Source organism: Halochromatium roseum, from assembly GCF_016653315.1.
GTDB lineage: Bacteria > Pseudomonadota > Gammaproteobacteria > Chromatiales > Chromatiaceae > Lamprobacter > Lamprobacter roseus.
Window position 1 is genome coordinate 106,544 of sequence record NZ_NHSH01000048.1, and the last position, 14,052, is coordinate 120,595.

11 protein-coding genes are annotated in these 14,052 nt (G+C 62.0%); 6 read left to right on the forward strand and 5 right to left on the reverse strand.

What is annotated here, in order from left to right; translation table 11 throughout:
- Positions 1–35: 35 nt before the first annotated feature.
- On the forward strand, positions 36–1,313 hold the full coding sequence (gene hemW, locus CCR96_RS07935; protein ID WP_201219586.1) for a radical SAM family heme chaperone HemW: 1,278 nt from the start codon (positions 36–38) through the stop codon (positions 1,311–1,313).
- A 298-nt stretch (positions 1,314–1,611) separates the two neighbouring features.
- On the opposite strand, the gene CCR96_RS07940 is transcribed toward hemW, so the two are convergent.
- Entirely contained in the window at positions 1,612–2,091 is a 480-nt protein-coding gene (locus CCR96_RS07940) for an Hsp20 family protein (RefSeq protein WP_201219588.1), read from the reverse strand.
- A 215-nt stretch (positions 2,092–2,306) separates the two neighbouring features.
- Positions 2,307–2,996, reverse strand: coding sequence for a TetR/AcrR family transcriptional regulator (locus tag CCR96_RS07945; RefSeq protein WP_201219590.1), 690 nt, complete (start codon positions 2,994–2,996; stop codon positions 2,307–2,309).
- A 460-nt stretch (positions 2,997–3,456) separates the two neighbouring features.
- On the opposite strand from CCR96_RS07945, the gene CCR96_RS07950 reads away from it, so the two are divergent.
- Positions 3,457–5,844: a penicillin-binding protein 1A gene (locus tag CCR96_RS07950; protein WP_242518725.1), complete on the forward strand. Its 2,388-nt coding sequence runs from the start codon at positions 3,457–3,459 to the stop codon at positions 5,842–5,844.
- Between the two features lie 94 nt (positions 5,845–5,938).
- Here CCR96_RS07950 and manA read toward each other — a convergent pair whose 3' ends face one another.
- Positions 5,939–7,306, reverse strand: coding sequence for a mannose-6-phosphate isomerase, class I (gene manA / locus CCR96_RS07955; RefSeq protein WP_201219592.1), 1,368 nt, complete (start codon positions 7,304–7,306; stop codon positions 5,939–5,941).
- Between the two features lie 356 nt (positions 7,307–7,662).
- Between manA and CCR96_RS07960 the strand changes: the two genes are divergently transcribed.
- Together CCR96_RS07960 and CCR96_RS07965 are read left to right on the forward strand one after the other, a co-directional pair.
- Positions 7,663–8,508: an amidohydrolase family protein gene (locus tag CCR96_RS07960; protein ID WP_201219594.1), complete on the forward strand. Its 846-nt coding sequence runs from the start codon at positions 7,663–7,665 to the stop codon at positions 8,506–8,508.
- 268 nt (positions 8,509–8,776) lie between these two features.
- On the forward strand, positions 8,777–9,514 hold the full coding sequence (locus tag CCR96_RS07965; protein WP_201219660.1) for a competence/damage-inducible protein A: 738 nt from the start codon (positions 8,777–8,779) through the stop codon (positions 9,512–9,514).
- A gap of 48 nt (positions 9,515–9,562) precedes the next feature.
- Here the strand turns inward: CCR96_RS07965 and CCR96_RS07970 are convergent, their stop codons facing one another.
- A complete protein-coding gene (locus tag CCR96_RS07970; protein WP_201219596.1) occupies positions 9,563–10,015 on the reverse strand; it encodes a DNA polymerase III subunit chi in 453 nt (150 codons plus the stop codon).
- 51 nt (positions 10,016–10,066) lie between these two features.
- The gene (locus CCR96_RS07975; RefSeq protein WP_201219598.1) at positions 10,067–11,566 is read right to left on the reverse strand and encodes a leucyl aminopeptidase; all 1,500 of its coding nucleotides are present in this window, start codon (positions 11,564–11,566) and stop codon (positions 10,067–10,069) included.
- Between the two features lie 282 nt (positions 11,567–11,848).
- Here CCR96_RS07975 and lptG point away from each other — a divergent pair, with 282 nt between their 5' ends.
- Complete coding sequence (lptG, locus tag CCR96_RS07980) at positions 11,849–12,910, forward strand: LPS export ABC transporter permease LptG (protein WP_201219599.1); 1,062 nt, start codon at positions 11,849–11,851, stop codon at positions 12,908–12,910.
- A gap of 225 nt (positions 12,911–13,135) precedes the next feature.
- Complete coding sequence (gene cysM, locus CCR96_RS07985) at positions 13,136–14,029, forward strand: cysteine synthase CysM (RefSeq protein ID WP_201219601.1); 894 nt, start codon at positions 13,136–13,138, stop codon at positions 14,027–14,029.
- The last annotated feature ends 23 nt before the right edge of the window (positions 14,030–14,052 follow it).

Here is a 14,052-nt window from a genome sequence, read left to right on the forward strand (position 1 = left end):
TCTAGTGCGACGAGGTTGACCCAGCAGTCTGTCTGATGAGCCGGGACTCAGGACGTGCGTTTGATGCGCCACCGCCACTGGCACTCTATGTGCATATGCCCTGGTGTGTGCGCAAATGCCCTTATTGCGACTTCAATTCGCATGCAGTTCAGGGCGAGATGCCTGAGGCCGCTTATATCGATGCCTTGTTGAGCGACCTTGATGCTGAATGCCGACGGCTCGCGGCTGGACCAACAAGGCCGCTCAACTCGATCTTCATTGGTGGCGGCACGCCGAGTCTGTTCTCGGGGACGGCGATTCGCCGGCTGCTGGATGGCGTGAGGGAGCGGTTCGTGCTCGCTCCTGATGCCGAGATCACGCTGGAGGCGAACCCGGGCACGGTCGATGAGGCGCACTTTGCCGGTTATGCCGAGGCGGGTGTTAACCGGCTGTCGATCGGGGTGCAGTCGCTTGCGGCCGATGCGCTTGAGCGGCTCGGGCGCATCCATACGCCGGATGCCGCGCTGCGCGCAGTTGCAGCGGCGCGCGCGGCCAGGATCACCAACATTAACCTGGACCTGATGTTCGCACTGCCAGGCCAAGACTTGGCCGCTGCGCGCGATGATCTGGAGCAGTTAATCGCGCTCGAGCCCACCCACCTCTCTTATTACGAGTTGACCCTAGAGCCGAACACGGCGTTCTATCAACAGCCGCCAACCCTGCCTGATCCGGATCTGGCGGATGCGATCCAGCAGCAGGGGTTCGAGCTGCTGGCGGCGGCGGGGTTCGAGCGTTATGAGATATCAGCCTTTGCGCAGCCAGGCTATCGCTGTCGCCACAATCTCAACTATTGGCGCTTCGGCGATTATCTTGGGATTGGCGCTGGGGCGCATGGAAAGTGGAGCGCCGCGTGCTTTAGGGCAGTCGAGCGTCGGACAAAGCAGCGTCAGCCGGATGCCTATCTCAAGGCCTGTCAGAATGCCTATTTAAGCGACGATTCGAGGGACGATTCGAGCGCCAATGAGCCGACCAGCCAGAATCTCGATCTGGGAGCCAAAGCTCCGACGCGCTCGGTGCGAATCCTTTCGGAGCAGGATCTGCTCGAGGAGTTTGCGTTGAATGCCTTTCGGCTGGTCGATGGCTTCACCGCTGCGGACTTCGAGCACAGCACTGGGTTGAGTGCCAGCCATCTCAAAACGGGCTTGCGCGCCGCGCAAGCGCTTGGACTGGTGTCTTGGGTCGAGGCCGGAGGCCCTAGTGCGATTCATCCAACCGCGCGCGGTCTCGCGTTCTTGAACGACCTGATAGCCTGCTTCATGGCTCAGCGGCGCTGACGGTGATGTTCTTCACCGCCGTGTGTCTATTTGCCGTCTTCTAAGAAACTGTCCATCAACTTCTTCCTCGATTTGAGGGCCACTGTTGGGCGATGATCGGGAAGTCGATAGTGGACAGTCACTCAGGCAAGTGTTCAAGAGACTCGGGCAGGGCCGAAATCGAGAGGGTCTTGCTGGAAGCTGTGCGAATGAAAAAGGCCGGGCTAGGGCCCGGCCTTGGTCTCAGTCACCACTTGAGTTGACCCTGAGGGCTGACCACAGGGGGCAGCCGTGACAGGTCAGGGCGGTTACCGCGCGCTCAGGCGGCAGCACGCACCTCTTGTTGGCTGCTGGTGCCTTCGATATAGCGTCCATTGTCGCCGCGGATCTCGATCTTGCGCGGCTTCATGGCCTCGGGCACCTCACGCACCAGGTCGATGTGCAAAAGCCCGTTCTCGAGCCTGGCGTCGACCACCTTCACATAGTCGGCGAGCTGGAAGCGACGCTCGAAGCTACGGGTCGCAATGCCTCGATAGAGGTAGCGCCGGGCATCCTCTGCGTCGTCCTGCTGGCGCGAGCCGGTGACCGTGAGTAGGTTCTCTTTGGTCTCTAGTCCAAGATCGCTCTCGGCGAAGCCGGCGACTGCCATGGTGATGCGGTACTTGTTCTCGTCCTCAACCTCGACATTGTAGGGCGGATAGCCACCAGCCTCGGTGCGGTAAGCATTCTCGAGCGAGGGCGCCATCCGGTCGAAGCCGATCATGGAGCGGAACAAAGGTGAGAAGTCGATGGTTGTCATCTGCATATCCTCCGAATGAGCAATATGGGTTGGTTTGGCGTTCCAGTCGGAACCACCGGTTGTTTGCAAACGCCGTGTCGGCCGCCTGCGTTATGTAAAGTAGCGTGGCTTTAAGCACTTTGCAAGCCAACATGGAGAATTTGTAATGTTTTCCGCTTCAACGCCACCCTTTGAACCCCTGGAACCCTTGGGACAAGCATCGCCTGAGATTCAGGTTAGCAGCCTTGGTCGGCAGCGTCGTCCAACGGTTGGCTGAGGATGTCGCGTGACTGCTTGGCACGCTCGATGCCGCCAAGGGAGAATAGCCACACCTGTTCGATGATTGCGTTGAGCCGCTCGGCGACTGCGGGTCGGTCTGGATGCAGCCGCGTGAGGATCGGCATCGCATGGTGGTAGTACAGGATCTGCCCGATCACGCTCGCGGCACAATCAATGGTGAGTGGATCGGTGGGCGCAGTTTCAAGGAGCGCGGCGACGATCTCGTAGAGCATGTGGGCGTCCGGCTCGAAGTGTTCGATGACGATGCGGTCGAGTGCCTCGGTTGGGCGCACCATCTCGTTGAGGTAGAGTCGGCTGAGCTGCAGCTGGCGTTCGCTGTTGCCTTCGCAGCAGAAGATCTCCTCGAATAGGGTTCGAATGTGCACGCGCAAGCGCACTTCGGGGCTGGCATCGGGTGGCAAGAAGGCGGTACGCCGCTCGTGCAGGGTCTCGAACAGATGGCCATAGATGGCCTCGTACAATTTGCTCTTGTCACCGAAATGGTAATGCACGGCGGCCACGTTCGCGTCTGCGCGGCGGCAGATCTCGCGAATGGTGGCGGCGCGATAACCATGCTCGGCAAAGACCTCAAGGGCCGCCTGCAGCAGGCGTTCACGAGTACTGATGTTGTGCCCCTGCTCCGGCAAGATGTTGCTCCTGTACTGGCTGCTGACCCGCCAAGTTGCTGACCCGTTAAGTTGCTGACTTGCAATTGTAGATCAATGCTCTTGCTGGGGCTGTCGATAGCCTTAATTGCCGACTGAGGCTTCGTGTAGACTTTCTGCGCCCATCACTTAAGGCCATATCACTTAAGGCCATATCACTTAGCCCATACCACTTAGACCGCGATCGCTGTCGTTGGCTACCCAACCTCCGCGAGTCGATTGGCCTACTTTTAGGAGGTTGAGCCGGTTGGAGAATGATACGCGCGCGCAAGATCAGCGGGACTCGGAGAGTCCTGGTCAGGCCTCGGGCAAGGCTTCCAGTCAAGCAGAGCAGCCGCCGGGTTCAGCGCGACGATCGGCTTCGCGTTCAAGCCGGCCGTTTGCGGGCGTCCTGGGCTGGCTGGCTCGGCTGGTAGCAGCGGGCCTGGCGATTCCGTTCGACTTGGCGCTGATTGGTACCTTTGGCGCGGCTGTGGTGCTGAGCGCGATCGAGGCTGATCTGCCACAGGTTGACGCGCTGGCCGAGGTCGAGTTTGAGGAGCCGTTGCGCATCTTTACCGCTCATGGCGCGTTAATGGCTGAATTCGGCGTCCAACGTCGGCGCGCAGTGGCGTTTGAGGAGATTCCACCCCTGCTGATCAATGCCTTCGTTTCGGTTGAGGATAGCCGCTATTTCGAGCATTCCGGAATCGATATGATCGGTCTGGCGCGCGCCGCAGTCAGCGTTGCCAAGAGCGGTGAGGCAACTCAAGGCGGAAGCACCATCACGATGCAGGTGGCGCGAAACTTTTTCCTCAGTCCCGATAAGACGATCAAGCGCAAGTTGACTGAGATCTTGCTGGCTTGGCGGCTTGAGGCCCGGCTCAGCAAGGAAGAAATCCTCAGCCTCTACCTGAACAAGATCTTTTTCGGCCATCGCTCCTATGGCGTGGCCGCCGCGGCCGAGTTCTATTATCAGAAGACGCTCGATGAGCTGACTGTGGCCGAGATGGCCATGCTTGCCGGGCTGCCAAAGGCACCCTCGGCGAACAATCCGCTCTCCAATCCCGAGCGCGCGCTCGAGCGGCGAAACTTTATCCTCGAGCGCATGCGTGGCTTTGGCTATATCGACGATACGGATTTCTTGCTCGCGAGCACCGCGCCTCTGAGCGCTCGGCGTTATGTCCCAACCATCGAGCTCCACGCTGATTACCTGGCCGAAATGGCGCGTCAGGAGATCGTCCAGCGCTATGGCGAGGAAGACGCCTATCGGCTTGGCCTGAGGGTCTACACCACGGTCGATGAGACGCTTCAGCTCGAGGCGGATGCCGCGCTGCGCAAAGGACTCATGGCCTACAATCAGCGTCATGGCTACCACGGCCCCGAGGCCACGGTGGAGGATATCGCCGCCAAAGACGTCGACGCCCTAGATGCGATCCTTGCAGCGCGTCCTCGCGTGCCTGGCTTGCCGGTCGGGGTCGTGATCAGTGCCACTGGCTCGAGCGCCGAGGTCTATTTGGGCGATGGCGAGGTGCGCACTCTGGGGCTGGCACAGGTCAAATGGGCGCGGCGCTTCAAGACCGAGAATTGGCGTGGTGAGGCGCCGCGTCGGGTGACTGATGCGGTTGCGGTTGGTGATGTGATTCGGCTGCGGGAGGCCAAGGCTGGCGAGTGGGTCTTGGCTCAGGTCCCTAAGGTCAGCGGGGCGTTGGTTGCGCTCGCGCCCGAGGATGGCGCTATTCGTGCCCTCTCCGGCGGCTACGCCTTCGAATGGAGCAAATTCAACCGCGCCGTGGATGCGAAGCGGCAGCCGGGCTCGACCTTTAAGCCATTCGTCTTTGCAGCCGCCCTCGGCAAGGGCTACACACCGGCCAGCCTGGTCAAGGATGAGCGCTTCGAGATGCCATCCGCCAACGGCATCTGGCGGCCGAAGAATGCCGATGGCAAGTTCATGGGTCCGATCCGTATCCGCGTGGCGCTGTCGAAGTCGCGTAACCTCGCGATCGTGGATCTCGTCAATCGCATGAGCGTCGATTACGCGCGCGAATACATCCAGAATTTCGGCTTTGCGCTCGACAGCATGCCACCGGATCTGTCGATGGCGCTGGGCTCGGGCTCGGCGGCGCCGATCGAACTGGCGCGCGGCTTCGCCGCCTTTGCCAATGGCGGCTATCGGGTGTTGCCCTACCTGATCGACCGTATTGAGGATGCGCAGGGGAATCTGCTGTTCGACGAGCGGCCACCGCGCGCATGTATGGACTGCTGGATCGAGACCGATGAGGAGGAGGCAACAGTGTTGCCGATCGGTGCCTCCGATGACCCGCAGGCGCCGCGGGCGATCGATCCACGGATCGCCTTCAACATGGACTCGATGCTCAAGGATGTGATTCAGAGCGGTACTGCGACGCGCGCGAAACGCTTGCAACGTGATGATATTGCCGGCAAGACCGGGACCACCAATGAGTCGAGGGATTCCTGGTTTGCCGGTTATCAGCCAAGGCTGGTGAGCGTGGTCTGGGTTGGACGTGACGACAATAAGCCCTTGGGCCGAGGTGAGTGGGGCGGAACGGCGGCGCTTGGTATCTGGATGGACTTTATGGAACAGGCCCTCGCGGATATTCCGGTCGCGACGATCAAGCAGCCGGAAGGCATGGTGCCGGTTCGCATCAGTCTGCGCAGCGGCGAAAAGACGCGATCAAAGAGTGGCAGCCGGATCGAGTTCATTCGGGATGAATATCAACTCATGACCTTGGGGCCAGACCCGGTAAAATACGCGGCGCCGGTGGCGAGCAGGCCGCGCAAGACGGTTCCAAAGCGCACGGCACCACGGATGCTGGATGAGCTGTTTTAACCAGAATCTCGCGCGATTCTCTCGCGCGATTCATGTGCCGGGCTGGCGCCGGGGCCATGCGCGTTAGTGCGAGTGCCGGAAAGGTTCGACCTGATTAAGGCGCCCGCGCCGTGAACAGCACTGCGTGTTGCTCGCTGTGCAGCTCGACGGAGCAGGCGGCCGGAATCACGAAGGCTGAGCCAGGCTTTAGCCTGAGCGGCGTCTGTCCTGGACTGTGCAAGCTCAGTTGTCCATCCATCACCAGTCCGAGACGCAGCCTGGCGCCATCGACCGCGTCGCCGTCTTTGATGATGCTGGTCCCAGTGCAATGACCGATCTGGCGGTGCTCGCCGGCGCTGAGTCTGTGCCGTTCGAGCAGGAATTCGGCCGCTGGGGTGGGATAGGTCTCTGGCTGTGCAGGTCCAGCCGGCGGCTGCATTTGGTGCACCGCGCCGGGTGCCGGATTGACGCTGAGCGTGTTTAGCAAGGCCGGCACGTCAATGTGCTTCTGCGTCAGCCCTCCGCGCAGTACGTTGTTTGAATTGGCCATCAGCTCGATCGCGGCGCCGCGCAGGTAGGCATGCAATTCGCCGGCGGGTAGGAAAAGGGCTGCGCCGGGATGCAATGCGATGAGGTTCAGCAACAGCAAGGAAAATAGACCACGGTCGCGGTGGCCGTTGATGGAAAACAGCCGATCGGCCTCGAGCAGCCACGCGTGGCGATCCGTGGGGTCGAACGCGATGCCAGCCCGCTCGCGTTGCAGGCGCCTGATCAGCGGCGAGAGCAGGGCGTCAATCTGCGGCTGCTCAAGCTTCATGAGCCATTGGTACAGCTGAAACAGCCCGCTGACGCTCGGCTCGAACCCTGTTTTCAAGCTGGCGAGTTCGGGGGTGGCGGCCAGCTCCGCGCTCACCTCTGCAAGCGGTCGGAAGCCGCGCAGTGCATAGAAGTCGGTCAGCGCAACCAGCAGCTCCGGTTTATGGTTGCGATCACGGTAGCTGCGGCGCGGATCGGTCAGCTGAAGTCCGATGGCGTCTTCTCGCTGATAGCCGGCGATGGCCTGCTCGCGCGTGGGATGGGCCTGGATCGACAGGGGCTCGCGCGCTGCAATGATCTTGAGTAGGAACGGCAATTGGTGGTCGAAGCGGGCGGCCGACTCGGCGCCAAGCATGGTCGTTGGAGCGGCGCGGATGAGCTCGGCGAGTGATAACCGCCAGCCGTTGAGTTGAACCGTCGAGAGTAGGTCAGGATGGGCGCCGATCCAGAGTTCGGCGAAGGGCAGCCGGCGCGGGTTGTGAAGATCCATGAGCGCTGGGATGAAGTCGGGATCACCCCAACTGTAGTGTTGAACACCGCAGTGCAGGATCAGCGGCTGTGGCGCTGCCTCGAAGGCGCTGATGGCGGCCTGAAGCTCATCCGCCGCCGGTACAGAGGGGATAAAAGCGCGGCTTCCGACCGGGCTGTTCGATGGGGCGGGACGCATCGCAACGGCACTCCAAGCGGCAGGGCTTGCCCTTTAAGATTAGGGGCCGAAGATAGCGAGTTCCAGGATGCGGTTCCAGTGCCTGATCGCCATTGATATGGCTGGTCTGATGGGTCAGGTGCTTCGCCATCCGGGGGGTGAAGTGACTGTTTTGGTCGCCTACAGAAGCGCGTGTCGCCATCTCGGCGATGCAGCGCTCGCTTAACATTCAAGGGGATGGCTTGTTGCGGAGACGATGCTTTGTCGCAAGGTTAAGCGCTTTGGTTGATGGCGTGTGATGGCGTGTGATGGCATGTGATGGCATGTGATGGCGTGGCTCGGGGGAAATGCTGATGTTGAGATCAGGTGGTCTCTTGATGGGTGTTCGCTCTGTCGGATTCGCGCTCGTGTTGGCCGTGGGGTTAAACCTCTGGCCTTTGGCCTGGCCTGTGGCGGCAGCGCAGCCGTTGGTCGATGCCCATCTGCATTACAGTGGTGTTGATGCTGCTGAGCTGTCGCCAGAGCAGGTCATCGCGCTCTTCGATCGCAATCGTATCCAGGCTGCCGTGATCTCCGGGCAGCCGCAATGGGCTGTGGAGGCGTTGTATCGTGCGGCGCCAGATCGCATCCTGCCGTTCTTGAGCGTCTACCGCGGACCAGCCGACAAGGCCGGCTGGATGCATGACCCGGATCTGCCGAAACGGGTGGCTGAGGCCCTGCGCAGCGGCATCTACCGCGGTATTGGTGAGATCCACATCTTTGCTGAGGATCGTCAGAGTCCGGTGCTTGCGGCGCTGGTTGCGATCGCCGCAGAACAGGATCTGATACTCCAAGTCCATGGCGATGCGGCGGTGATCGAGGCGATTTTCGCCCAGGCACCGGAGGTGACGGTGCTCTGGGCACACCTGGGTACGGATCCGCGGCCTCAGGTATTAGCGCCGCTGTTGGCGCAGTATCCGCGCCTGTTCGTCGATACCTCGGTCCGCGATGAGCGTTTCGTCGATGACCAAGGTCGGCTCTGGGCGCAGTGGCGCAACTTCTTCATCGCCCATCAAGACCAGGTGCTGGTGGGCGTCGACACTTTTTGGACGCCGCGTTGGCGCCGATTCTCGGAGGTCACGGCTCGCATCCGGAGTTGGCTGGATCAGCTGCCACTGGAGGTTGCGGCTCGCTTGGCCTACGGCAACGCGGCCCGGCTATTCGGCCTTGATGGCTCGGAGTAGAGTGTCCAGGAGACAGGTACTTCACGTTCGGGGGGGGCGACGCGCCATGACGATTAGAAGCGGTTCAAAACAACCAGAACAGGTGGTTGGCTCGATTGGCTGAACCGCTGCGCTTGTAACGCCCCTATTTGCGCAGGTAACGGTTGCAGCGTTACTTAGGGCCTGATTGCAGTGCAGTGCAGAGGAGATTTTGCTGCTGATGATGTCTCGCAATCCCGGGCTGGAATCCGACCAGTCTAACAACCGTCACGTCGGCAGTGACAAGCCGATGGCCTTTGGCCTCATCGTTATCGGCGATGAGATCTTGAATGGCAATCGGCAAGATCGGCATCTTGCCGCCTTCAAGGGCATGATCACAGCGCGGGGGCATCAGCTCGGCTGGTGCTGGATCTTGCCTGACGAGCCTAAGCTCTTGGTGCGGCAGCTCCGTGCCTCAATGGCCGAGGACAGCCCGGTGTTTTGCTGCGGTGGGATTGGGGCAACCCCGGATGATCATACCCGCGCCTGTGTTGCGGCCGCCGCTGGGGTCGCGCTGGAGCGGCATGCAGAGGCGGCGAAGCTGATCGAGGGGCGCTTTGGTGCCGATGCCCATCCACAACGCATTCGGATGGCCGAACTTCCGGTGGGTGCCTCACTGATCCCCAATCCCGTCAACCAAGTGCCGGGGTTCGGACTCAATCAGCATTGGTTCCTGCCCGGTTTCCCGCAGATGGCCTGGCCGATGGCGGAGTGGGTGCTGGATCAGTATTACGGTCGCGCCGAGCCACTGCATGAGGTCGCCGTAGAGGTCCGGGGCGCGCCTGAGAGTCGCTTGATCCCGTTGATGGAGGCACTGGGGTCGCAATTTCCGGCGCTGAAGCTGTTCAGCCTGCCGCACCTCGGTGAGACCGAGGCCGACCGCTACATTCTGCTCGGTTTTCGCGGCCGTGGCGACCTCGACGCGGCGATGACCGCATTGCGCGCTGGCCTCGATGCCCAACAAGTTGAGTACCACCCGCGCGCCTGACGTTGAGGGCTTGCGCGGCTTGCAGCGATGACGCTCAGGCGGCTTGGCTCAGTTGACGTTGTGATGTTCCAGCGGATAACCGCAGTCACGATAATAGAGATAGCGCTTGCGACCCGCTTGGCGGATCTCGGGCTCATGATCGAGCGGCTCGCAGAGGCGCTCGAAGCGGCTGAAGAAGGGTGGTGCCTCGGGGCTCGGGCTGAGGTTGATCAGCACCTGGTCTTCGGTCTTAGGCTGATCGTTGGTGCTGATCAGGATCGGGGTCAGCGCTGGGTCAGTCTCGCCGACCAGCCCATGTGGTAAGAAGCTGTCTTCGCGGAAGCTCCAGAGGAGGCGGTCGAGATGGCGTGCCTGCTTGGCTTCGGGGCAGTAGATGAGCACGCGTGGTGGTTTAGCTCCATCTAGAGCGCCCTTATAGATACGCTCGACCAGACGGCAGCAGAGCCCGAAGCGGTCGCCGCGGCTGCCGTCCTTGAGCACGTAGAAGTCAATCCTGGTCATCAGCGGCGACCCTGCTGCGCTTGGCTGTTGAACTGCCCTACCAATGGATGCTTAAGCCCCGCGACCGGCGCGATCGAGCAGGAATTGGCTGAGCAGCGGCACTGGCCGCCCGGTGGCGCCCTTCTCCTTGCCGGTCAGCCAGGCGGTGCCGGCGATGTCCAGATGCGCCCAGGTGTAGGCCTTGGTGTAGCGCGACAGGAAGCAGGCGGCGGTGATGGCGCCACCGTCACGGCCGCCGATGTTGGCCATGTCGGCGAAGTTGCTGTCGAGCTGTTGCTGATAATCGTCCCAGAGCGGCATGCGCCAGACGCGATCGGCGCTGGCCTCACCGGCTTGGGTGAGCGCCTCGGCGAGCGCGTCATCGTTCGAGAACAGACCGGAGGGATGCCGTCCGAGCCCGACGATGCAGGCGCCGGTCAGGGTCGCCATGTCGACCACCAGGGCCGGCTCGAAGCGCTCGACGTAGGTCAGGGCGTCACAGAGGATCAGTCGGCCCTCGGCGTCGGTGTTGAGGATCTCGATGGTCTGGCCAGAGAGGCTGGTGACGATGTCGCCGGGCTTGTTGGCGGCGCCGTCGGGCAGGTTTTCCGAGGCTGGTACCACGCCGATGACATTGATGGGCAGGTCGAGTGCGCAGAGTGCTCGCAGCGTGCCGATGACGCTGGCGCCGCCACACATGTCGTACTTCATCTCGTCCATCGCCTCGGAGGGCTTGATCGAGATGCCGCCGGCATCGAAGGTGAGCCCCTTTCCGACGAGGACGATCGGCTTGTCCTCGTCGCTGCCGCCGCGGTAGTGCATGACAATCAGCTTGGCTGGCTGTCGGCTGCCGTGGCTGACCGAGAGCAGGGCGCCCATGCCGATCTCGGCCATGGCGTCTTCATCTAACACCTCGACCTTGAGCTTGTCGGACTGCTCGCCGACGGCGACGGCCTGATCGGCCAAATAGCTGGGTGTGCAGATGTTGCCGGGCAGGTTACCGAGCTCGCGCGCCAGTGCGACGCCCTCGGCGATGGCCAGGCCGTGTGCGACACCCCGCTCGGCAAGCTCGCTTTGGCCGGCATCCTCGATCCAGCAGTCGAGCGTGGCGAGCGGTGCCGGCGCGTCGGTTGCGGGTTTCTTGGTCTGGGTATAGCGATAGGCGCTCTGAGCGGCGAGCAGCAATGTATGGCGTACGCATTGGTAGCTGTCCATGCCGTTCGGCTCGAGCGCAGTCAGGGTACAGAGCGCGCTGTCGAGCCGCGCGCTATCGAGCCGCGCCAGGGTGCCTTTGATCGCCTTTTCGTAGGCGCTGCGATCAAATTCTTCATGCTTGCCGCAGTTCACCAGCAGCAGGCGCTCGGCGCTGACGCCGTTGATGCCATAGAGCATGAGCGTGCTGCCGGTCTTGCCGTCGAGATCGCCCTTTTCGAGCACAGCGGTGAGTGCCCCGTTGCTGGCGCTATCGATGGTCTTCGCTGCTTCTGAGAGCTGGCGCTCGCTGAAGACGCCGAGGATCAGGCAAGGGGTCACGAGCTGGCTGAGGTCGCCATGGATGATCTTGGATTGCATCGGTGCTCCTGGAGCTGTTTGCCGAGGGCTTGCGTTACTATGCGCGTCGCAGTTGGCCTATCGTCGCCAGGGCGGCGGCTCGCTGTGAACGATGGCGAAGACGCGATCGGTGTATCTGGTGCGCGCAGTCTACAGGAATCGCTGCAGCTGCCGCAGTGGCTGCGGTCGCAGGTGTCGCTGCCAGAGGGTCGCTGTCAGCCTTGGCGGCGACCCGTGAGCGCCGCTGATCGGCATCATTTGATCGAAACTCGGAACCAGGAAAGCCAGAAAGCCGGAAATCCGTTGCGCATCCTCGACCGATATCTTGCTGGCGCCGTGATCGGCGGCACGCTGTTGACCCTTGCGGTGCTGCTGCCCTTGCTAGCAGTCTTTGTGCTGACCGATGAGATGGGGCGGGTTGGCTCGGATGGCTATGAGCTGACCGACGCGCTCCTGTTCGTGACGCTGACGATGCCGCGTTATCTGTACCAGGTGTTCCCGATCGCGACGTTGATCGGCGCGCTGATCGGCTTGGGGCAGCTGGCCGCGCGCTCGGAATTGGTCGCGATGCGCGCGGCGGGGTTATCCATTGCGCGGATCGTGCGGGGGGCGATGCTCGGCGGTCTCCTGCTGGCGCTGCTCGCGACCAGTGTGGGTGAGCTGGTCGCGCCAGCCGCGGAACAGCGTGCATTGGCGGTGCGAGCAACCGCGACCAGCGGCGATGCGGTGAAGATCAGCGGTAGCGGCTTTTGGGCGCGGGATGGCAACGCCTTCATCAATGTGCGCCAGATCGAGCCCGGGGCCAAGCTGTCTGACATCGATATCTTCGTGATCGAGGATCATCGCCTGACCTCTGCGACGCATGCGCGCGAGGCGCGTTATCGTGACGGGCATTGGGTGTTATCCGATATCGAGCGCAGCCAAATCGGTCTCGATCGAGTCGATGTCGAGCGGCTCGATCAGGCGCGTTGGGATTCCCTGCTCAATCCGCGCTTGCTCGAGGTGATCGTCGTCGAGCCACACGCACTCCCAATCTGGGGGCTGTATCGCTATCTGCGCTACATGCAGGAGACTGAGCAGGACGCTGGCGCGCATGAGGTGGTGTTTTGGTCGAAGGTGGTGCAGCCGTTGTTGATCCTGGCGATGATCTTTGTCGCGATCCCGGTCTTGCTGGGCTCTGCACGCAGCACTGGAACGGGGATCAAGTTGTTCATCGGCATTGCACTCGGCATCCTGTTCTATCTGGTCAGTCGCACCTTCACCTACTTGGCGCTGCTGTATGGTCTGAACCCGGCCCTTGCGGCCTTTGTGCCGCTGGCATTATTGACGCTAGGGGCCGTCATTCTTTTGCGTCGGGTTGGCTGAGAGCGGCTTGCTCGCGTGCTGCGACTAGAGGTCTGCGCAATCTGTCGTGCAAGCAAAGCGCGTATAGCGCATATAGCGCGCAAAGACGCGAACGTGGATGCCGCGGGCTCGTAGGCGACACCGCCGTCGCTGAGCACTCGCTGAGCACTCGATGTGCGCGATCAACTGCGGCACAATGCGGTCGCTAAAGCCTTGCAACGCACCGAATCGGTTTGAGGTCATGCGATGCGCTATCCGACCATCGAAGATCAAGTCGGCAACACCCCGCTGGTGCGGCTGCAGCGACTGCCAGGTGAGACCAGCAACCTCATCCTGGCCAAGCTTGAGGGCAACAATCCGGCCGGCTCGGTCAAGGACCGCGCCGCGCTGAGCATGATCCGTCATGCCGAGCAGCGTGGCCTGATCCAGCCCGGCGATACCCTGATCGAAGCGACCAGCGGCAACACCGGCATCGCGCTGGCGATGGCGGCGGCGATCAAGGGCTACCGGATGCTGCTGATCATGCCCGAACACATGAGCGTGGAGCGTCGTCAGGCGATGGCCGCCTTTGGGGCCGAGATCCGGCTCACGCCCAAGCAAGGCAGCATGGAGGCGGCGATCGATCTCGCGGCCGAACTCGAGGCGCAGGGCGTCGGTGTGCGTCTCGATCAGTTTTCGAATCAGGACAATCCGCTGGCCCATTACGAGGGCACCGGCCCCGAGATCTGGCGTGATACCGCAGGTACTGTGACGCACTTCGTCAGTGCCATGGGCACCACCGGCACCATCATGGGCACCAGCCAGTATCTGAAGGCGCAGAATTCGGCTGTGCAGATCGTCGGTGTGCAGCCCGAGGAGGGCTCAAGCATCCCTGGCATTCGGCGTTGGCCCCAAGCCTATCTGCCGAAGATCTATGACGCCTCGCGCGTCGACCGCATCATCGATGTCTCGCAGGCCGAGGCCGAGGAGACCATGCGCGCGCTGGCCGCCCGTGAGGGTATCTTCGCCGGTGTCTCCTCCGGCGGCTCGATTGCCGCGGCGCTCAGGCTTGCGAATGAGGTTCAGGATGCGGTCATCGTCGCCATCATCTGCGATCGCGGTGATCGGTATCTTTCCACGGGTGTTTATCCGAGCGGTTGATCAGCGCTTTGGCATCGGCCTCA

Bases quoted from the DNA above. Each gene is read 5' to 3' on its own strand.
- hemW (WP_201219586.1), top strand. From the start codon at position 36: ATGAGCCGGGACTCAGGACGTGCGTTTGATGCGCCACCGCCACTGGCA.
- cysM (WP_201219601.1), top strand. From the start codon at position 13,136: ATGCGCTATCCGACCATCGAAGATCAAGTCGGCAACACCCCGCTGGTG.
- CCR96_RS07940 (WP_201219588.1), bottom strand. From the start codon at position 2,091: ATGACAACCATCGACTTCTCACCTTTGTTCCGCTCCATGATCGGCTTC.
- CCR96_RS07960 (WP_201219594.1), top strand. From the start codon at position 7,663: ATGGGTGTTCGCTCTGTCGGATTCGCGCTCGTGTTGGCCGTGGGGTTA.
- manA (WP_201219592.1), bottom strand. From the start codon at position 7,306: ATGCGTCCCGCCCCATCGAACAGCCCGGTCGGAAGCCGCGCTTTTATC.
- CCR96_RS07970 (WP_201219596.1), bottom strand. From the start codon at position 10,015: ATGACCAGGATTGACTTCTACGTGCTCAAGGACGGCAGCCGCGGCGAC.
- CCR96_RS07975 (WP_201219598.1), bottom strand. From the start codon at position 11,566: ATGCAATCCAAGATCATCCATGGCGACCTCAGCCAGCTCGTGACCCCT.
- CCR96_RS07965 (WP_201219660.1), top strand. From the start codon at position 8,777: ATGGCCTTTGGCCTCATCGTTATCGGCGATGAGATCTTGAATGGCAAT.